Raw genomic sequence first — 19,893 nt, 5'->3', positions numbered from 1 at the left:
GATGGAGCAGCCTGGTAGCTCGTCGGGCTCATAACCCGAAGGTCGTCGGTTCAAATCCGGCTCCCGCAACCAACTTAAAGGCCGACTTATACGTCGGTTTTTTTGTGCCTAAACTTCAACAACCCGAAGGTCGTCGGTTCGCTCTTCACACTTATGCCTGAAAGATTGCACTCACCTATCGCGGTTTAATCACCACTCTAACTGGCAAGGTGAGAATAAAAGTACAACCGTTACCGGGTGTACTATTGCAATTTATCGTGCCTTTTAACTGTTGCGTTACCAGGCTATGCACAATACTTAACCCCAAACCACTGCCCCCTTCTTGCTGCGCTGTGGTAAAAAATGGCTCGTACATGCGCTGCATTACCTCGGCTGTCATACCCGCGCCGTCGTCCTGATAACGAAGTTCCAACAGGCCATTTTCCAGAACCTGGTAACTGATACTGATATGATGCTTTTGCTGCCGGTTAAAACCATGCTCAAGCGAGTTAAGGATTAAATTGGTCAGGATGCGGCTAAAACTCCCCGGATAGCTTTGGACAACCATCACCTTATCGCCAATGATGTCGGTTTTAACCTGATATTGGCCGAGCTCGTAACGTAAGTTAAGCACCATATCATGCAGATAATCATACAAGTTAAAATTACGCTTTTGCTCACGGGATTGGTCAACCGCCATAGCGTTAAAGCTTTGTAGCAACTCTTGGGCGCGTTTTAACTGCAGACCGAGTTGCTCAATGGTATCGGCAGTAAAACGCAGGTATTGCTCTAACTCAGAGCGCTTTAGCGTACTTTGTCTTACTGCAGCAATAATCTGTGTATGCTGAATGTCCAGCGCGCTTACTGCCTGCATACTGCTGCTCACCGGTGCAGTAATCTCGCGCGCTACTCCCGCGACTAAAATGCCAATTTGCGACGATTTTTCCGCTTCTATCAGCTGTTGCTGTGTTTTGATAAGGGTTGTATTTGTTTGATGAAGATCAGCCACAGCACGTTGTAACTCTGCCGTACGCTGCGTCACTTTGGCTTCAAGCGAATGTTGATGTTCGCTGAGTGTTTGTGCCATGTTTTGTAGCACTGATGCGATACTGTCAAATTCTGTATACGGAAAATGTTGCACCGGCTGTGTTAACTCGCCTTTAGCGTAACCGGCAACAAGATCACTCAGCTGTGCCAAGGGGCGTATTTCACGGCGCACAAAAAGCCAACCGGTAACAAGCAGGATAACCAGAAACAATAAGGTGATCTGGACAAAACGATACGTCAGCTCCGTTATGGGTTGCAGTGCCTGTTGCCGGCTGGATGCAACAACTACGTTAAGGCTGACATCAGTGGCAGGTATGGTTAACGAGGTACGGGTAACCACACTGTCATCCAACGGCGCAACATCAGACAATAGGGCTTGCTGCTGCCAATAGATATTCAATAGCCGGGCATCGGGTAAATATTGCTGTAATCTGGTGTTTAACTGTTCTACTGAAATTAACGCTACCAGGGCGCCACTGAGTTTACTGCGCGGATCTATACCGGTTGAATCGGCTAACTTTAATGGCAAAAACATCACCAGCCAATGTGAGGATCCGGGCCGGTTTTGCGCAGGTAGTAACAGTTCGCTGAACTGGTCAGCCTCGAGTAAAACGGTCGTATTCACGGCGGTATAATCGGCCTGGTATAACTTTGTCAACTCCGGCTGCAGCGGCGAAATAGGCAGCACCATGGCACTGATAGGTATTGCCTCAGCGACCCAATATTTGCTATCCAACAGTAAAAGCCCACTGGCTAGCGGATGTTGCTGGGCCACACTAAGCATATTATTGCGTGCATCCGGTGCAAACACGCCGGAACTGGCCGCCAATGCCACATTAGAGTCTTTTGCCAATTGTTGTAATTGTAATGAGAGTTTTTCTAACTCAAATTCCAGTTGCAAGACGGCACTTTGCGTTTGCGCTGCTTGCTTTTCAATTTGCTCCTCAGTTTGAATATCGCGAAAAGCCGCGATCAGTAAACTGCTCAGTAACAAGGTAGGGATCATAGCGCCGAGCACAAACTGGGTAATCAACAACTGTTTAAAAGAGAACCGCGCTTTACTCATTTGCCGGTCGCCAGTAGCTGCTGATCACGCAATGCCACCTTTTGCATAAAAGCAGCGGCCTCGGTTGCCGTTAAGGTCCCCGCCTTGTGCAGCAACAAACCCTTTTGCATGGCATTCCATACCGACACCATTGCCTCAGTCGCCGGCATTAACTGGCTCAGTTGATGTTGTGCTAAAACTTGTTGATACAGTGGATCTGCCGCGAGCGCCACCTCATCCGTCAGCTGATAGTAAGGTATAAGATAATGTTTAGCGGCAAGACGCTGCAGGTTTTCTGGCAGACTAAAATACTTAACAAACTCCTTTATTTGCCCGGCCTTAGGCCCCTCTAGCGCCTTGTGCGGAAATATCATCACTATGTAGGATGCATGCGGCTTTATGCTTTGGTCTTGCCAGGTTGGAAAAATGGCTACGCCAAGTTTGTCACCCAAACGGGCTTTAGCGTCTGCCAGCGCCCAGGTCCCGTTGATAGCATAAGCATACTGCCCCTGATAAAACGCCTCGGAAACACATTGATAACCGCAGTCAGCCTGCGCCACTCCGGAAGTCACCAGTTGTTGATAAAACTCCAGTGCCTTAGCCATTGAACCATTGTTCAGTGCAACTTGGTCATCTTGCACTAAACTGGCGCCGAATAAATCGGCAAACAACGCGAACCAATATGGCTCCAGATAATTTAGCGCCAGCGTACTGACGCCCTTTGCCGCCAAATGACTGTGCGCCTCAAACAACTGCTGCCATTGCGTTACCGGCTGTTTAACCCACTGTTTGTTGTATAAAAACAATAAGTGATTACCTGCAAATAAAGGGATGGCATAGGTTTTTTGCCTAAATTGCAAAGCGTGTAAGGTTGGTTCAGCCAATTGGGCGTCCTGCAACGCTGTCGGCACTTCAGATAAGTGCATCAGCGGTGCATAACCCAGATTATCTGATGAGATAATAATGATGTCAGGAGCAACGGCTTGATCTTTAGCACGTATAACCGCAGCCTTTAGCTCTTCATTCGGCAGCAGCTGCACTGAAACGTCGATCTCAGCGTGCTGTGCGGAAAATTGCGTTGCCAACAGGCTAAAATCGTTGTCCATTTCTTTTAACATGTGCCAGACATTCAGCTGAGTGGCCGCAGTCGCTCCAGCTGATATTAGTAAGATGCAACAAAATAAAAAAGCGCGCAAAGACAGCTCCGGCTAAAAGCTAAAACAGCAAAGTGTTGATTACACTATAGTGTAATCAACTAATTACGTCATCAGTTGCCGTATCATAACAAGCTGCTCTGGTAGCAAACCGTCTCTGTGGGTACACTGAAGCCGAATAACACACGGAATATGCTGATATGCCATTTGCTGTACACCATACGCTTGCTGCTTTGGGCTCACCTTTTTCGCTGCCTTGTCAGCCAACCGCCGTAACGGCACCACAGTGGCTGGCGTTTAACCCTGAGCTTGCTGCACAACTGCGTCTGCCAGAGGCATTCTGGGGTACCGATGCAGGTGTTGGATTATTCAGCGGCAATAACTTGCCCGACTGGACTAAGCCGTTGGCACATGCCTATGCCGGCCATCAATTTGGCCATTTTGTACCGCAATTAGGCGATGGTCGGGCTTTGCTGTTAGCCGAGCTTCAAGACATAAACGGTCAGCTATTTGATCTGCAGCTTAAAGGTGCCGGTCAAACCCCCTTTTCCCGTCGTGGTGATGGCCGGGCGCCGCTTGGCCCGGTGCTGAGAGAGTATCTGGTGAGTGAAGCCATGCATGCACTCGGCGTGCCGACGACACGCGCCCTTGCTGCCGTATTAACCGGTGATTGGGTGCAGCGCGAAACGGCAGAGCCTGGCGCAGTAATTACCCGGATTGCCAAAAGCCATATTCGCATCGGTAGTTTCCAATACTTAGCGGCTAACGCAGGAAAAGAGCAGCTAAAAACCTTTGCTGATTACGTTATTGCACGCCACTATCCTGCTTGCGCCGTCTCAGATTCGCCTTATCTGGCGTTGTTACAAGCCGTGGTTGCTGCTCAGGCGAAATTGATTGCTAAATGGATGAGTATTGGATTTATTCACGGCGTAATGAACACCGACAATATGAGTGTCGCTGGTGAGACCATTGATTACGGCCCATGCGCCTTTATGGATAGTTTTAATCCGGCGCAAGTTTACAGTTTTATCGACCGTAATGGCCGTTATGCCTGGGGTAATCAGCCGAAAATGGCCAGCTGGAATTTGGCGCGCTTTGCCGAAAGCCTGCTGCCGCTGATAAGCGATAACACCGAGCAAAGCGTTGAGTTGGCAACAGCGGCGCTGCAACAGTTTAACCTTATAAATGAAACTGAATTTCGTGCGCTTATAGGCAAAAAGCTTGGTATCAGTGACGCAACTGCAGCCGACGAGCCGTTGATCCGCGATTACCTAAACTTAATGGTAAAAAACAGTGCCGACTTTACGCTGGCGTTTCGTTTATTAAGCCAGTCCGTTGCTGACACTCATCAAGGCGCGGCATCTTTATTTAGCGACAAAGCCGCCTGGCTGCAGTGGGCAGCACGTTGGCATGCTCGTTTGGCTGAACAACATCTAACCACAGGCGATATTCAGTCTTTGATGGATGGCGTGAACCCCGCGCTTATTCCGCGTAACCATCAGATAGCCCGCGCAATTGAACTTGCAACAAACGAGGGTGACTTAACCTTGTTTCATCGCTTGCACAACGCACTGAAAACCCCGTTTACCGTGCATGATTCCAACGCTGATCTGGCACTGCCCCCCACAGCGGAGCAGTGTATCAGCAACACTTTTTGTGGCACATAAAGCAAAAACCCCGCTTATGCGGGGTTTTCTTTATCTGATGTTAAATTTAATCAGAACTGATAACGCAAGCCCACTGACGCGGTGCGGCCGTTGATGGTTCGGGCGCGGATGATGCCATTTGCTGGCACCGAGCCCTCTTCTGCTTCCGTTAAGCCAACCTCATCGAACAGGTTGTTGATGTTGAAAGATAACTGTAAATTCTCGGCTAACTCGTAACTTGCAAACGCATTCACCTGAGCATAACCGCTGAATTTCAGATCGTTATTATCCTGCGCATAAGCATCACTGGTACCAATAACACTTAAGCCCAGCTGCGCCTTATCCAGATAGTAACGTGCCATTACACTGTACAACATATCGGCCTGACGGCGAGGTGTATTACCTTCCAGCTCTGGGCTTAACGCATCTTTACTGATCTCAGCGTCGGTTAACGTCACAGAACCACGCAATTCCAGATCGCCCAAACGATAGCTGCTTTCCAGTTCAACACCTTGCGCTTTGTATACGCGATCAAAGAAACGCTGGCTGGTTGCTTCAAAGTTCTGCTCTTCTGTTTCGGCGAAAAATGCCGTAGCGAACAGGTTTAAGTTGCCATGACGGCTTTTGCTACCAAATTCGTATTGTGTGACTTCATCTACCGCATCTTGTTTTGCCACGCTACCATCGGCGTTAACTTTACCAAACAGCAAGCGATCGGCATTAGCGCGGCCGCCTTTACTAATGCGGGCAAATACCGCCCAGTCCTTATCAAACTGGTAATTTGCACCGACAGAATATGAGTTGTAGCCCCAGCTGTAATTAACCAGGCTTGGATTGGCGATATCGATGCCGGAAACACTTTGTTCTACCTGACCGATAAGGCCATCGTTGTTCATATCGCGCGATGCTTGTGCTGCACCGGCGTAAGTGCCGTCTGCTGAACCTATGTCACGGCGAATGCTGGCATCAAGCGATAACTTGTCATAGGCCCAGCTTACGCCGGCATAAGGTGCTTTAATGCTGTAGCTGGTGTCATAGTTGCGCTGGCAGCAGTTGCCCCAGAAAGGGACACCGTAGGCTAATAATCCCTGCTCAGAAAACGCTGTACCATCCTGCGCGTTAACGTTTAACAGTTCAGCGTTATCGCCTTTTAACGCCATAAAGTAACTGTTCCATAACCAGGACATACTGATGTTCTGATCAGCAACGTAGTAACCGACATTAACATCGACGTCGCCAAAACGGCGGGATAACTTCAGATCATTGACGATGGAGCCAAAATCATTGATCTCAACATCAAAGGTGTGAATGCGTATGGCATTAGCACCGTTATAAGCACTCCCTGCGTTAGGCCCCACTGCGTAACTCACAGTGGCACCACTGCCGGCAATACTGTCAGCAATTTGCTGCGTGCTGCCAACTTCTGCCGGAAACAGGGTATTAAAATTACCGCTGACATCACTGATGCGAAAACGGTTTTCCAGTGTCCAGCCTTCTGCTAAATCAAATACCGCTTCAACGCCAACGCTATTGACTTCAGGGTTCATGCCATCACGCACATCACCACGTGATATCTGATTATCACCATTTAGCCGTACGGTCTGGGTTAAATAGGCTGACTGCAACGTATCACGCTGGGCATCAAAGCCCTCCACCGAGCTGCCGTCTGCCAGCATTGGCATTGGCATATAGCTGGCGGCTTTATCATTTAAGTGCTTTACGTACAAACGGACATAGCCGCTGTTAAATTCACGGGTCAGGTTAGCTTTTAACTGATAGCCGGTCTCACCCTGGTAACCTGGATCACGCACACCCTCGCCTTGGCGCACAAAACCGCCAACGTGAAAACGGGTATCGCTATTTAAGTCACCACCATATTCGAAATCGGTGCGAAAACTGTCGTAATTTAAACCTGAGGTAAAGGCAAGGCTACCACCACCCGCTTCACCGGTTTTACTGACAAAATTAATAATACCGCCAGGTGAGTTACTGGCCGCGGTGCTGGCAGAGCCACCACGGATCACGTCTAAGCGCGATAAGGTCGCATCAGCACGCAAAAAGATATCGGCATTACCAAAGGCGATGTCGCCAAATTGCAGCACAGGTAAGCCATCTTCTTGTAAGGCTAAAAACTTTGCCCCGCCTGATGCAACCGGTAAACCGCGTACCGCGATATTGGCATTACCTTCACCACCGGTCGACTCACTGCGCACCCCTGGTAACATACGGAAAATCTCAGCGGTGCTGCGTGGCGTAGCAATTTCAATATCGGCTGGCGTTAAGCTGCTGACAGACACACTGGATTGCATCACGGTTTGATTACGTGATACCGCACCTGTGACTACGATACGCTCAAAGCCTAAACCAGAGCTGTTTTCAGCAGCCTCTGACTGTGCTTCAGCACTTGCATTGTTTTGCATAGCATTTGCGTCTGCTGCTTGTTCTTGTGCATAGGCACTGTTTAGCGCCAGGCTAACCGCTAATGCCAGATACGCCGGTTTATTATGTTGTTTCATCGTCTAGCTCCCGTGTTGATTTTGCTATCTCTTTTGTTGGATAGCTAATTTAATTACAAACTTAATCGTTTAAGTCTTAAGGCGATAAATTACAGTTAAAACTTAACGACTTATCACTTATACAAATTTAATCGGTATGTTGCTGTGCTAAGCGTTGCTTTGCTGGCTGTGCCAGCCAGTTATAAAGCATGGCCGCCGCTAGCAGCGCTGAAAATCCGGTTGCCAGATAAAATCCGGCACTGACATTAGCTGCCATATCGCCAATTATCGCCATCAGGGCCGGCGCCAACGCCGCAGAAAGCGCGGTAAAAGCAAGGATTAGCCCTGCTACCGCGCCATGTTGCTGACGGGGGAAGCAGCTTATGCCTTTGGAATTTAACGTTGGATAAATCATCGACATAAACAGCCCAGACAGCGGCATTAACCACAATGCAGTGTCTTTTCCGCCAAGCATACTGAATAAAAAGCAGAAGAAAATTGCAGCGGTAAACAACACCATTACGCTGCTCCAGCAAAAACGCTGTAAAATGATTCCGGCCAAAAACCTGCCTGCTGCACGCAGAATAAAAAATATTGTAATAGCATGCATGGCAACAAAGCCAAAACTACCGTCATAGCCTGCCAGTAAGGTCGGCAACCAGACGAATATTGCCACTTCACAGGCAACGTATAGCGCTATCGCCAGCGAAAAACCAAGCGCATAACGATCTTTGAGTAACCCAAGTGACTGACCAAGTGTGATCTGTGTGACGGATGCTTTGTAGGGTGGATAAGGCAATCGTGCCGCCATAATCACTAATACGGTACACAGCAGCCCTGCCACTAAATACAGTTGTTTCCAATGTATTGAAGCAGCAATCATTAACGTGACAAGGGCCGGGCCTGCAATCGCGCCGAGGGCAAAGAACCCCTCTACTTTGTTCATGGTGCGGGTATGGCTAACGCTATCCGCGCTAATATCGCCTATAAGCGCCAACGCGGCCGTTTTAAACATCCCTATCGCCAGGCCGCAAATACCCATCAGCAGGATAAAAAACATCGCACTATCGCCGGCAATAAAACTATAACAGGCAGCGGCATAAAGACTCAGGCCGGTAATAATTAGCGTCTTGCGGCCTAACTTATCCGCCAGGCGCCCAAGTAACAATCCGGCAAAGCCAATCGCGACCATAGGCACGTAATGAAAGGCGCTAGCCTGAAACATCGTAAGCTGATACTGTTCCATCACCTGCGGAATAATCACGCCTACGGCATCGGTCGTCATAGCGAAGACAAAAAACATCAAGTAGGTCATCCAGCGTACCTGACGCTGTAACCGTACTGCCGAATCGTTCGTTTCAACTGCCCCGACAGCCGAAACACTACTTTTGGTAGTAAGCATTTTGTTCCCCGTTTGTGGCTAACCGGTGTAAGCGCACCGGCTGGTTAACACACGTTGTGACACCGCTTTGAAAATTTGCCCTGTTATTATTGTGCCGGGGCTTGACAAAGTTGTGCGTTGGCTTAAAGCTATATCTTAATCGTTTAAGATGCAAATATTTTTTTCAGGATGCCGGCAATGACCAATGCAATAAACACCAATCAGATCCAGTTAATCACTTATGTTGACAGGCTAAGTGGTGGAAAAATAACAGATTTACACAGACTAATGAACGGCCAGCTTGCTGAGTTGTTCGACGGCGTGCATTTATTACCCTTTTACCCGCCGATAGACGGTGAAGATGCCGGATTCGACCCCAACGACCATACTGCAGTGGATATTCGTTTAGGTAGCTGGCTGGATATCGAAGCGTTAGCAAAAGACTATCCGATCATGGCTGACATGATTGTTAACCATATGTCGGCGCAATCACCACAATTTCTCGACGTGCTGCAACATGGCGCTTCTTCCGCATACTGGCCGCTGTTTTTAACACGCGATAAAGTGTTTGGTGCCAAGCCAGATACTACAGATATAAGCGCGATTTACCGGCCTCGCCCTACGCCATGTTTTACCGATATTACATTAGCAAACGGCCAAATTGTGCCATTTTGGACCACCTTTACGGCGAACCAGATTGATATCGATGTTAAATCTGAACCGGGCGAAGCCTATTTGCAGGCGATATTGCAACGCTTTACCGATCATGGTGTGAAATATATCCGGTTGGATGCGGCGGGTTATGCCATTAAAAAAGCTGGCACCAATTGCTTTATGCTACCTGAAACCTTTGACTTCATCGCCCAGTTATCTGAGCAAGCCAGAGCCCGCGGCATGACGTGCTTAGTTGAGATCCATGGTTACCACAAAACACAAATTGAAATCGCCAAACGCTGTGACATGGTATACGACTTTGCCCTGCCACCTCTGGTACTGCATACCCTCTTTAGCCGTAATGCGCAGGCCCTGAAAACCTGGCTCGATATAGCGCCGCGCAATTGTATCACCGTATTGGATACCCATGACGGCATAGGTATTGTTGATGCCGCCGATCATAATGGCGAGCCCGGGCTGTTAACCGATCCAGAACTAGATGCTTTGGTGGAAAAAATTCATCAGAACAGCAAAGGTAGTTCCAAACTTGCCACCGGCAATGCCGCCAACAACGTTGACTTATATCAGGTAAACTGCAGTTTTTACGATGCATTGGGCCAAGACGACAGCCATTATCTACTGGCGCGGGCAATACAACTATTTTGCCCGGGGATCAGTCAGATTTACTACGGTGGCTTATTGGCGGCAGAGAATGATGTGACGTTATTACAACGTACCGGCGTCGGGCGAGACATTAACCGCCCCTATTTCAACCAAGATACCATTAATGTCGCTTTACAAAAGCCTGTAGTAAAAGCCTTGCTTAATCTGATTAAGCTACGCCGTTCTATGCAGGCGTTCAATGGCAGCTTTAGCCAATCGCTGACAGATGGCAGTTATCAACTAAGCTGGCAACATCGGGGCCACACGGCCAGTTTAACGCTGGCACTTAGTAACCTGACCGCAACCTTAAGCTGGCAAAATGAAGGTGCTGCGCCTGAGCATATACTGCTTAATAGCCTGCTGGCGTAAGCCTTTCAGCAGCTATTTTAACTGCTCTCCCCCAGCTTGAGCTGATACGGCAATAGCTGGGGGCTGTTATCCGCAGATAAAAACGCCCTAACCGCAGCCTCGCCTTTGACATCACTAAACTGCCATACGCTGCTTAATGTCGGGTGATAACGTAATGTCTCGTCAATGCCATCAAAACCAACCACCTTAAGTTGCTCTGGAATGGCAATGCCCAGTTGAAGCGCTTCGCGCATCGCACTAAGTGCAATTAAATCACTCATACACAGCAGCACTGTTGGCCTGGGGTTAAGTGCTAACACCGACCTGGCAGCGTACTGCGCGAATTGCTGATTGCTCTCAGGAATATGCCATAGATAATCAGGTCGCAACCTGAGATCACACTCGCCCATAGCACGCAGGTAGCCATCTAACCGACGGTGGGCAATAGAGCTTTGATTATCCCACAGCGGTGCATCTAATACCGGTCGGGTATCAGTGGCGTCAATCAGCCTTAACCCCAGTACTGCCACCGTATCATCTTTATTGATAACCGCTTTTGCGCTTTGATAAGCCGCCTGCTCGTTATCTATGTTTACTGATGGGCGACCAGGAAGATCGAAGTCGACCGTTAACACGCGTTTCGGGCTTTGTGCCAGCTGTTTTATCAATGCCAGATTTCGCGGTGCACCGTAGCAGATAAAGCCATCAACAAAATCGCTGATCGCATCCAGGTTGGCACTACTGCCGGAGAACAATAACAAATGCAGTTTATGCCGCTCTAACTCGCGGGTGACACCTTGCAAAAACTGACTGGCCACCGGGTCGCTGACCATATATTCCAGCGAGTCAGACAAAATAACCGCAACAATGCCAGAGCTGCCGGTACGTAACGATTGCGCCGCTTTATTCGGACCAAAATATCCCAATTCAGCACAGGCACTAAGTATCTTTTCCCGCAGCGCAACCGACAGCTGATCCGGCCGGTTAAACGCATTGGAAATCGTCGCAGTTGACACGCCAAGGGTTTTAGCAACACTTTTCAGCGTTAATTTACTCATCGTTCCAGTCACTTCAGGCTTTCTTCTTAATTGATTAAGTTATATGATTTTAACGCTATTGCCAAATGCTATCTTTACACAGCTCATTGCGACAGGAAACTACTATGCTTGCGGTTATTGGAGAAAACGTTGTTGATATGCTGCCAGAGCACAATGGCTTGTATCGCCCCTGCCTGGGCGGCTCGCCGTTTAACGTTGCTATCGCCGCAGCAAGGCAGCAACTTAACGTAAGCTATATATCACCATTATCACAAGATGCGTTTGGCCAGCAGTTTGCAGCTTATCTTAAACAAAATGGCGCTAGCTACGGTTTACAGTACTTTAGCTCCTGTCCCAGTTCGCTGGCGATGGTATCGATGGATGCGCAGTTACAACCGCAATACAGTTTATATCGCACCGGTATAGCTGATAGAGATATCAGTGCCGAAACACAAATTGCCGCCTTGCCAACCGATTGCAAAGTATTGCATTTGGGTTCGCTGGCATTAGAAAGTGAAGACGCACCACGTATTGCTCAGGTGGTCGGTGCGGCAAAAGCCAGAGGTATACGTATTGCGCTGGATATCAACGTAAGACTAAATGCTGTAACTAATGTCGAGGCTTATCGCGATTTTGTACAGCAAATAATTAAGCAAAGCGATTATATAAAAGCCAGTGATGAGGATCTCGCGCTACTATGTGAAAGTGAAGACCTGCTCGAATCTGTCGCTTTGGTGCGGCGCAGCGCACCTGATGCTATGTTGGCGTTAACTGAAGGCGATAAAGGTGCCACCCTGTTTTGGCAACAGCATCAAATTTGTCTGCCTGTTATTACTGCAACGCCTTTTGTCGATACTGTCGGTGCCGGTGATACCTTCTGGGCTAACTTACTGGTATCGATAATTAAACTGGGTTTACCTGCGGCTACAGGTGTCTCATCTGAAACGTTAACCTATTGCCTTAAACGGGGTATGCTGGCGGCAAGCTTGAATATCGCAACTAAAGGCTGTAACCCGCCGACACGTGATGAACTCGACTTCGCTTTGGCAAAACTGAGTTAAGAAAAAACACCCCGCTAAAGCGGGGTGTTTTTAACCTGTTAGTTTTTGCCGTATTTCTCGGCCAGGTACAGCCAGGTTTCCAGTACCGTATCCGGGTTAAGCGATACGCTATCGATGCCCTGTTGCATTAACCAGGCGGCAAAGTCTTCATGATCTGAAGGCCCCTGCCCGCAGATCCCGATGTATTTACCTTTGGCTTTACAGGTTTTAATCGCCATTTCCAGCAGCTTGTAAATGGCGGGGTTGCGCTCATCGAATAGATGTGCGATTAAGCCGCTGTCACGATCCAGCCCCAGGGTTAACTGAGTTAAATCGTTAGAGCCGATGGAGAAACCATCAAAGTACTCCAAGAACTCTTCTGCTAAGAGTGCATTAGATGGCAGCTCACACATCATGATCACACGCAGGCCATTTTCGCCACGTTTCAGGCCATGCTCTGCTAATAAATCAATAACGCTGCTGGCTTCTTCCAGTGTGCGCACAAATGGGATCATCACTTCAACATTGGTAAAGCCCATCACGTTGCGCACGCGCTTTAATGCTTCCACTTCTAAGGCAAAGCAATCACGGAAATCTTTCGATATATAACGTGATGCACCACGGAAGCCGATCATCGGGTTTTCTTCGTGTGGTTCGTACTGACGGCCACCAACCAGATTAGCGTATTCATTCGATTTAAAATCTGACATCCGCACGATGACTTTCTGCGGGGCAAAAGCACAGGCTAAGGTGGCAATGCCTTCGGTCAGTTTGGCGATGTAGAACTCAACCGGATTGTCATAACCAGCGATCATCTCGCTGATAGTCGCCTTTAACTCCGGCGTTTGTGCATCAAAATTCAATAAGGCTTTAGGGTGAACGCCAATCATGCGGTTGATAATAAACTCAAGCCGGGCTAAACCAATACCCGCGTGCGGTAACTTAGCAAACGAAAAGGCGCGCTCTGGGTTACCCACGTTCATCATGATTTTTAAATCAAGCTTTGGCATCTGATCGACGCGGCTGCTCACCACTTTGTAGTCCAGTTTGCCATCATAAATAAAACCGGTATCACCTTCGGCACATGACACGGTAACGACCTGGCCGGTTTTAATTTTACTGGTGGCATCACCGCAGCCAACAACCGCCGGAATGCCTAATTCGCGGGCAATAATGGCAGCATGACAAGTACGGCCGCCACGATTGGTCACAATGGCTGAAGCGCGCTTCATAATCGGCTCCCAGTCCGGATCGGTCATATCGGTAACCAGTACATCACCAGGCTGAATTTGATCCATTTGCTCGATACCGCTCAGTACTTTTGCCGTACCGGTACCAATACGCTGACCGATAGCACGGCCTTCGACCAGTACAGCGGCTTTACCCTGTAACTGGAAACGCTCCATGCTGTTGCTGTCTTCACGGCTTTTCACCGTTTCTGGCCGCGCCTGTACGATATACAGCTTGCCATCATTGCCATCTTTGGCCCATTCAATATCCATCGGCCGGCCGTAATGTTTGGCGATAATAACGGCTTGCTTAGCTAGCTCTTCAACTTCGCCATCAGTCAATGAAAATTGGCGGCTACGCTCAGCGGTAATATCGACCACTTTCACCTGCTTGCCGTGCCCCTGTTCACCTGAGTACACCATCTCAACTTTCTTGCTGCCTAAATTACGCTTAACCACAGCCGGGCGGCCTGCTGCTAGCGTAGGTTTATGTACATAGAACTCATCCGGGTTTACCGCGCCTTGCACGACCATTTCGCCTAAGCCGTAAGATGAGGTGATAAACACGACATCCTCAAAACCGGATTCCGTGTCGATACTGAACATAACGCCAGACGAGGCCAAGTCTGAACGCACCATTTTCTGCACGCCGGCAGATAAGGCGACACCGCGATGATCGTAGCCCTGGTGCACGCGGTAAGAGATAGCCCTGTCGTTAAATAAAGACGCGAATACATGTTTGATAGCAACGATAACGGCATCATAACCACGCACATTCAGGAAAGTTTCCTGCTGACCGGCAAAAGAGGCATCCGGCATATCTTCGGCAGTGGCTGATGAGCGCACGGCGAAAGAGACATCTTGTGCCGCATCTGGGTGCAGCTTTTGGTACGCCTCACGAATGGCTTGTTCTAATTCGGGTTGGAACGGTGTATCGATAACCCATTGACGGATTTGTGCACCGGCTTTAGCCAAAGCGTTAACATCGTCAACATCCAGGCCGTCCAGTAGCTGATAAATCCGCTCGTTGACGCCGCTTTGTTCAAGAAATTGGTTAAAGGCAAAGGCCGTAGTGGCAAAACCACCCGGAACCTGCACACCGGCATTGGCCAGATTACTGATCATTTCGCCTAATGAAGCATTTTTCCCGCCAACGCGGTTTACATCGTGCATCCCCAGGTTTTCATACCAAATCACAAATTCTTGCACAGTTCGTCTCCAATTTTTGTCGTATGGCGTGTAAGCTTACAGCTAGCATTACAAGGCGCCGCAATTTTACACTGGCGACCACGTGAATTAAAACCTTAATTTTCAATGTAATTTTATAACAACAAAACGGAGTAAACGTGCGAACGGCATTCTATATTTCAGACGGCACCGCTATCACAGCAGAGGTTTTTGGCCATGCACTATTAACGCTTTTTCCCGCACAATTTGAACACGTTACCATCCCATTTGTTGAGACTGCCGATATGGCAGAGCAAGTAAAACAAAGAATTAACGATCGTTATAAAACAACGGGACAACGGCCGTTAATCTTTCAAACCTTTGTTGATGACACTTTGCGGCAAATAATTAATAGCAGCGATGGCATCTGTTACGACTTTTTAAATACCTTTGTCGAACCGATCCAGCGCGAGCTGGGTGTTGCCCCCGTACCAAAGACACATCGCACGCACAGTATTCATGAAAAAACCTACGATTTTCGTATCGATGCAGTGAATTTCGCGTTGGCTAATGACGATGGCTCTAACCTGAAAAACTACGATCAGGCCGATATTATTCTGATCGGCGTCAGCCGCTCGGGCAAAACGCCTACCAGTTTATATCTGGCACTGCAGTACGGCATTAAAGCGGCCAATTATCCGTTTGTAGAAGAAGATATGGAGCAGCTACGGTTACCTGAGGTGTTAAAACGCAATAAAGCCAAGCTGTTTGGTTTAACCATTACGCCCGAGCGGCTGAGCCAAATTAGAGAGCAGCGCCGTGCCAACAGCCGTTATGCCTCATTGCGGCAGTGTCAGCTGGAGCTCGCTGAGGTAGAAAAACTCTATCAGCGTGAACAAATCCCGTTCTTAAACTCTACTCACTTATCGATAGAAGAGATCTCGGCGAAAATTATCGCTAAAACCGGCTTAAAGCGTCATAAATACTAGCAGACAGAAAAAACCGGCGAGTGTGTTACAGCCGCCGGTCCGTTACTATTGAACACTCAACATTAAGCACTCAACACTTAGCTCTTATTACTTAACACAGACTGTCGTTATTTTTTCGCACTACGCAGCGTATCGGCAATTAAGAACGCCAGCTCTAATACCTGATCGGCATTTAAGCGTGGGTCGCACTGGGTAAAATAGCGTTTACCCAAGTCATGCTCACTTAAACCATAAGCGCCGCCGGTACACTCGGTAACATGTTCGCCTGTCATCTCAAGATGAATACCGCCGGCGTGGCTCCCCTCTGCTTTGTGCACAGCAAAAAAGTTACGGATCTCGCGTAAAATGGCTTCAAAGTCGCGGGTTTTATAGTCGTTGCTGGCTTTAACCGTATTGCCGTGCATAGGGTCCGAGCTCCACACCACTTTACGACCTTCCTGTTGTACCCGCCGAACAAGTGCCGGCAGCTTATCGGCCAGCTTGTCTGCCCCCATACGGGTTATAAGCGTTAAACGGCCCGGCACATTGTTCGGGTTTAGTGCATCAATCAGCTTAATCAAGTCATCTGGTTGCATACCCGGACCAATTTTTACGCCGACTGGATTGTGAATACCGCGGAAAAACTCAATATGGGCATGGTCCAGCTGCCGGGTACGCTCGCCTATCCATACCATATGGGCAGAGCAGTCGTACCAATCACCGGTAAGTGAATCGCGCCGCGTTAAGGCCTCTTCATAGTTCAGTAGCAGCGCCTCATGCGAGGTGAATAACTGCGTTTCACGAATCGACGGCGAATTTTGTGCGGTAATGCCGCAAATTTCCATAAAGCGCAATGCTTCTTGGATGCGCTGTGCGACATCCTGATAGCGGTCTTTTAACGGGTTAGACTCAACAAAGCCCAGATTCCATTTACTCACCTGGTGTAAATCGGCTAAACCGCCCTGTGCAAAAGCCCTAAGCAGATTCAGTGTTGCGGCTGAATGATGATAGGCTGTTGTTAGACGGTTTGGATCTGGCTGACGCGCAGCGTCGGTAAACTCGAAGCTGTTAACAATATCGCCACGATAACTTGGCAGCGACACGCCATTTATAGTTTCTAAATCACTGGAGCGGGGTTTCGCGTACTGGCCCGCCATGCGCGCCACTTTTACCACAGGCAAACCACCGGCAAAGGTCAGTACCACGGCCATTTGCAACAACACTTTGAAAGTGTCACGAATTTTTGGTGCATTAAAATCGTTGAAACTTTCGGCGCAATCGCCACCTTGTAGTAAAAAGCCATTGCCGTTAGCGACATTACCCAACTGAGTAAACAAATCACGCGTTTCCTGGGCAAACACCAGTGGCGGATATTTGTGTAATTGTTGCTCGACAGTTTTTAATAAAGCCTGATCCTGATAGCTGGGTTGCTGTTGGATCGGCAGGCTGCGCCAGCTTTGGGGCGTCCAGGTGGTCACGATGCTTGTCCTTTGTCTAAATACCTAGCCAGCAAGTTATAGACTTCTGGACGTAAATTCAATGCCGACTTTGGCATAATTTATGACAATTTACGCCGATGACACGACTACGACATCAATTGCTTATAAAAGCAGCATTTCAACTCGCGTTATCGCGATTTAACTGCTGCAAAATGGCGTCGCAGCCCTGCTCTATCAAGTCAAGCACCAGAGTGAATCCGCCCCTGCCGCCGTAATAAGGATCAGGCACTTCTGATAACGAGGGATAATCAGGATGAAAACGCAAAAACAACGCAAGTTTATGCTGATGCTCTGGCGGGCAACGCCGTTGTAACTCAGCTAGGTTAGCTTCATCCATTGCCAACAATACATCATAATCAGCAAAGTCGGTGTCTTTTACCGGGCGGGAAAAAATGCCCTCAAAGGTGTAGCCACGTGCTTCGCCCTCACGCCGGCTTCGCGCATCGGGCTTCTCACCCCGATGGGAAGCACTTGTGCCGGCAGACTCAATCTGCCAACGTGTCAGATGACGCACTTTTTGCCGCATGACCGCGTGCGCAGTAGGCGAGCGACAAATATTACCCAAACACACAAACAGAATTTTCACAGCAGCCATCTCCTACGCTTAATGCGGAAAATATGCTAGCACGCTTTAAACAATAGGTTAAATGGTTGCATTAAAAGTACAGCCGGTACAGTATAAGTGAGTCAGGGAGTATCAGTACAGGTTGTGCGCAGGAGTAGAAGTAATGGAAAAGTTTAGCCGGCTTATTGTGGTAAGTGAGCATGAGTCTTTGCATAATCTTACCTTGTTAGCGCAATCGGTTGGTATAAAGGTAGAACAAAGCAGCAAAGTTAAGTTGTTGTGTGCCGGCAACTACCGCCCGGATGTATTAATTGCGTGCCCATATAGCAGTGCAGATTTCAGTAAAAAAGGGCCCTCAGCTGAACTGCATTATATGCTACAACGCTGCTCATTGTTTTTGTTTCAGGCAGAGCGCAGCTTAATTGACCCAATGCAGGCAATACACGCCGGGATCCGTGGCGTTATTTATCGTGATGAACAGCTGGATCGGGTCATGACAGCGCTCAAAACCATGATGGACGGCGAACTTTACTACGCCCGACCGGTAATGTCGGCCGTGGTTGATCAGTTTTTAGCACAGCAAGCTGCGAACCGCCCCGCCGCCATAGTGACACCCGAAAACAATTTACTGACCAAACAAGAAAAGCGCATTATTCAGCTGGTTGCTGAAGGTGCCCGAAACAAAGAAATTGCCGAAAAGCTACATATCAGCGCCCATACCGTTAAGGCGCATTTGTCTACCATATTCAGAAAGACGCAATCAAGAAACAGAGTGGAGCTGCTGCGCTGGTTGCAGCAGCCACAACGTCAGGAACCGGTTGTTGGGTTCAGGCTTAACTGATCGTCCAAACGCCAGAAACCACGCTGTAACCCTTGCTCTACCAAGGCCACTACCGCCGCTTCCATCGCCTGTTTCACACAGTATTGCACCGGTTCATTGGTTGAATACCCTCCCTCGGCCTCTGCCAGGCGATTTAATGATACATAGCGGAACAAACCAGCTCTTAACTCTTGTGAAAAGACCTTCTTATTGCTGGACACCGACAACAGTACCTGACCGCTGTGCACATCTATCGCCCTTAAATACACACTCACCTGATCTTCGCGGTACAACTCAGAGGCCCCGATACCGAAATATTCAGCCCCTATGCCACCGGTAGTTAAATTGGTTTCATAACCAATAATGCCGCCTTCAAACAGCAGCCGCGCTTCTTTTAACGGCGGTAACTCGGCCGACTTTTTGTTCGAACCGTGAATTTTACGCTCAGTCAGCAAATTTTGCAGCCCTTCACGTTCAAGCGGCGCAAACCAGCCGCTATCCAACAAGATCTGCGTCAACATCGAGGTCGCCCCCTGAGTTACCGCAGTAGAGAAGCTGGAGACATTGGCCTGAGGTTTATACTGCCCTGTTTGATCGCGAAAAGCATACACCGATACCGGAATCAAACTACGTGGTTGACCCTGCTGGCGTAATTGCTGCATTACTGTGCTGGGGGCATCAATGCTGGCGGGCGTTATATTAATCTCAGGCTTAGGTATTAATGAGCATCCGCTAAGCAGCAGTATGGTAGTGGCAACCAGAGCTCTCATCATCAACCTCCTATTGCCGGTATGGTGATAATGGTAATTTCACCACTTTCAAGGTTGGTAATATTAACAATGACACTGCCATCGGTACCGCTGCTAACCTCAACCAAAAACTCGCCGGTGTTATACACCCCGTCGACTAATTCACCATCGGCAATGCGTCGGGTCAGCGAGTTAATAATGTTCCGCTCTAATGCATCCTGAAATTTATCAACAAAAGATAAACCTACTGAATCGGCTTTATGGCTGTTTTGACTCTGAGCTTTTTGTAGCAAAAAATTACCATTTAACGGGTTGCCACCAAAACTGGGGTTAATCGGCGTATACACCAGCTCTGTTGCACCAGCGGTGCCGACAAAGCACAGTAGCAGAGGCATTATTACTCTCAT

The 19,893-nt window shown here is 48.5% G+C and carries 15 protein-coding genes; 5 read left to right on the top strand and 10 right to left on the bottom strand.

Features of this window, described 5'->3' with window-relative positions; genetic code table 11:
• Nucleotides 1-175: 175 nt before the first annotated feature.
• Complete coding sequence (locus tag ABGI61_RS12655; RefSeq protein ID WP_347601619.1) at nucleotides 176-2,092, bottom strand: ATP-binding protein; 1,917 nt, start codon at nucleotides 2,090-2,092, stop codon at nucleotides 176-178.
• Complete coding sequence (locus tag ABGI61_RS12650; RefSeq protein WP_347601617.1) at nucleotides 2,089-3,189, bottom strand: sugar ABC transporter substrate-binding protein; 1,101 nt, start codon at nucleotides 3,187-3,189, stop codon at nucleotides 2,089-2,091. The genes ABGI61_RS12655 and ABGI61_RS12650 overlap by 4 nt, the downstream gene beginning before the upstream one ends.
• A gap of 236 nt (nucleotides 3,190-3,425) precedes the next feature.
• Between ABGI61_RS12650 and ABGI61_RS12645 the strand changes: the two genes are divergently transcribed.
• On the top strand, nucleotides 3,426-4,892 hold the full coding sequence (locus ABGI61_RS12645) for a protein adenylyltransferase SelO (protein WP_347601615.1): 1,467 nt from the start codon (nucleotides 3,426-3,428) through the stop codon (nucleotides 4,890-4,892).
• Nucleotides 4,893-4,942: 50 nt separating this feature from the next.
• Here the strand turns inward: ABGI61_RS12645 and ABGI61_RS12640 are convergent, their stop codons facing one another.
• Entirely contained in the window at nucleotides 4,943-7,387 is a 2,445-nt protein-coding gene (locus tag ABGI61_RS12640) for a TonB-dependent receptor domain-containing protein (RefSeq protein WP_347601613.1), read from the bottom strand.
• A gap of 127 nt (nucleotides 7,388-7,514) precedes the next feature.
• Entirely contained in the window at nucleotides 7,515-8,768 is a 1,254-nt protein-coding gene (locus tag ABGI61_RS12635) for an MFS transporter (RefSeq protein WP_347601611.1), read from the bottom strand.
• 177 nt (nucleotides 8,769-8,945) lie between these two features.
• On the opposite strand from ABGI61_RS12635, the gene gtfA reads away from it, so the two are divergent.
• Complete coding sequence (gene gtfA, locus ABGI61_RS12630; RefSeq protein WP_347601609.1) at nucleotides 8,946-10,433, top strand: sucrose phosphorylase; 1,488 nt, start codon at nucleotides 8,946-8,948, stop codon at nucleotides 10,431-10,433.
• Nucleotides 10,434-10,450: 17 nt separating this feature from the next.
• Here the strand turns inward: gtfA and ABGI61_RS12625 are convergent, their stop codons facing one another.
• Nucleotides 10,451-11,470 (bottom strand): LacI family DNA-binding transcriptional regulator, encoded by a 1,020-nt coding sequence (locus tag ABGI61_RS12625; protein ID WP_347601608.1) that lies wholly within the window; start codon nucleotides 11,468-11,470, stop codon nucleotides 10,451-10,453.
• A 104-nt stretch (nucleotides 11,471-11,574) separates the two neighbouring features.
• Here ABGI61_RS12625 and ABGI61_RS12620 point away from each other — a divergent pair, with 104 nt between their 5' ends.
• Complete coding sequence (locus ABGI61_RS12620; protein ID WP_347601606.1) at nucleotides 11,575-12,510, top strand: carbohydrate kinase family protein; 936 nt, start codon at nucleotides 11,575-11,577, stop codon at nucleotides 12,508-12,510.
• 38 nt (nucleotides 12,511-12,548) lie between these two features.
• On the opposite strand, the gene ppsA is transcribed toward ABGI61_RS12620, so the two are convergent.
• Nucleotides 12,549-14,927, bottom strand: a complete 2,379-nt coding sequence (ppsA, locus tag ABGI61_RS12615; RefSeq protein ID WP_347601604.1) for a phosphoenolpyruvate synthase — start codon at nucleotides 14,925-14,927, stop codon at nucleotides 12,549-12,551.
• A 137-nt stretch (nucleotides 14,928-15,064) separates the two neighbouring features.
• Here ppsA and ppsR point away from each other — a divergent pair, with 137 nt between their 5' ends.
• Nucleotides 15,065-15,874, top strand: a complete 810-nt coding sequence (ppsR, locus tag ABGI61_RS12610; RefSeq protein ID WP_347601602.1) for a posphoenolpyruvate synthetase regulatory kinase/phosphorylase PpsR — start codon at nucleotides 15,065-15,067, stop codon at nucleotides 15,872-15,874.
• A gap of 107 nt (nucleotides 15,875-15,981) precedes the next feature.
• On the opposite strand, the gene ABGI61_RS12605 is transcribed toward ppsR, so the two are convergent.
• Both ABGI61_RS12605 and ABGI61_RS12600 read right to left on the bottom strand, forming a co-directional pair.
• The gene (locus tag ABGI61_RS12605; protein ID WP_440590600.1) at nucleotides 15,982-17,331 is read right to left on the bottom strand and encodes a class II 3-deoxy-7-phosphoheptulonate synthase; all 1,350 of its coding nucleotides are present in this window, start codon (nucleotides 17,329-17,331) and stop codon (nucleotides 15,982-15,984) included.
• Between the two features lie 139 nt (nucleotides 17,332-17,470).
• Nucleotides 17,471-17,947, bottom strand: coding sequence for a low molecular weight protein-tyrosine-phosphatase (locus ABGI61_RS12600; RefSeq protein WP_347601600.1), 477 nt, complete (start codon nucleotides 17,945-17,947; stop codon nucleotides 17,471-17,473).
• Nucleotides 17,948-18,080: 133 nt separating this feature from the next.
• On the opposite strand from ABGI61_RS12600, the gene ABGI61_RS12595 reads away from it, so the two are divergent.
• A complete protein-coding gene (locus ABGI61_RS12595; RefSeq protein ID WP_347601598.1) occupies nucleotides 18,081-18,758 on the top strand; it encodes a response regulator transcription factor in 678 nt (225 codons plus the stop codon).
• On the opposite strand, the gene ABGI61_RS12590 is transcribed toward ABGI61_RS12595, so the two are convergent.
• Both ABGI61_RS12590 and ABGI61_RS12585 read right to left on the bottom strand, forming a co-directional pair.
• On the bottom strand, nucleotides 18,725-19,510 hold the full coding sequence (locus ABGI61_RS12590; RefSeq protein WP_347601596.1) for a CsgG/HfaB family protein: 786 nt from the start codon (nucleotides 19,508-19,510) through the stop codon (nucleotides 18,725-18,727). The two genes, ABGI61_RS12595 and ABGI61_RS12590, sit on opposite strands and share 34 nt — an antisense overlap.
• Nucleotides 19,510-19,893 carry a curli assembly protein CsgF gene (locus tag ABGI61_RS12585; protein ID WP_347601594.1) on the bottom strand — a complete coding sequence of 128 codons (384 nt, stop codon included), beginning with the start codon at nucleotides 19,891-19,893 and terminating at the stop codon, nucleotides 19,510-19,512. The genes ABGI61_RS12590 and ABGI61_RS12585 overlap by 1 nt, the downstream gene beginning before the upstream one ends.

The organism is Rheinheimera fenheensis (genome assembly GCF_039871805.1).
In the GTDB taxonomy this organism is placed as follows: Bacteria; Pseudomonadota; Gammaproteobacteria; order Enterobacterales; family Alteromonadaceae; genus Alishewanella; species Alishewanella fenheensis.
Note: the sequence above shows the minus strand (reverse complement) of the source record. Positions and strands in the feature narration are given on the sequence as shown.

Bases quoted from the DNA above. Each gene is read 5' to 3' on its own strand.
- ABGI61_RS12655 (WP_347601619.1), bottom strand. From the start codon at position 2,092: ATGAGTAAAGCGCGGTTCTCTTTTAAACAGTTGTTGATTACCCAGTTT.
- ABGI61_RS12650 (WP_347601617.1), bottom strand. From the start codon at position 3,189: ATGTTAAAAGAAATGGACAACGATTTTAGCCTGTTGGCAACGCAATTT.
- ABGI61_RS12645 (WP_347601615.1), top strand. From the start codon at position 3,426: ATGCCATTTGCTGTACACCATACGCTTGCTGCTTTGGGCTCACCTTTT.
- ABGI61_RS12640 (WP_347601613.1), bottom strand. From the start codon at position 7,387: ATGAAACAACATAATAAACCGGCGTATCTGGCATTAGCGGTTAGCCTG.
- ABGI61_RS12635 (WP_347601611.1), bottom strand. From the start codon at position 8,768: ATGCTTACTACCAAAAGTAGTGTTTCGGCTGTCGGGGCAGTTGAAACG.
- gtfA (WP_347601609.1), top strand. From the start codon at position 8,946: ATGACCAATGCAATAAACACCAATCAGATCCAGTTAATCACTTATGTT.
- ABGI61_RS12625 (WP_347601608.1), bottom strand. From the start codon at position 11,470: ATGAGTAAATTAACGCTGAAAAGTGTTGCTAAAACCCTTGGCGTGTCA.
- ABGI61_RS12620 (WP_347601606.1), top strand. From the start codon at position 11,575: ATGCTTGCGGTTATTGGAGAAAACGTTGTTGATATGCTGCCAGAGCAC.
- ABGI61_RS12600 (WP_347601600.1), bottom strand. From the start codon at position 17,947: ATGGCTGCTGTGAAAATTCTGTTTGTGTGTTTGGGTAATATTTGTCGC.
- ABGI61_RS12595 (WP_347601598.1), top strand. From the start codon at position 18,081: ATGGAAAAGTTTAGCCGGCTTATTGTGGTAAGTGAGCATGAGTCTTTG.
- ABGI61_RS12590 (WP_347601596.1), bottom strand. From the start codon at position 19,510: ATGATGAGAGCTCTGGTTGCCACTACCATACTGCTGCTTAGCGGATGC.
- ABGI61_RS12585 (WP_347601594.1), bottom strand. From the start codon at position 19,893: ATGAGAGTAATAATGCCTCTGCTACTGTGCTTTGTCGGCACCGCTGGT.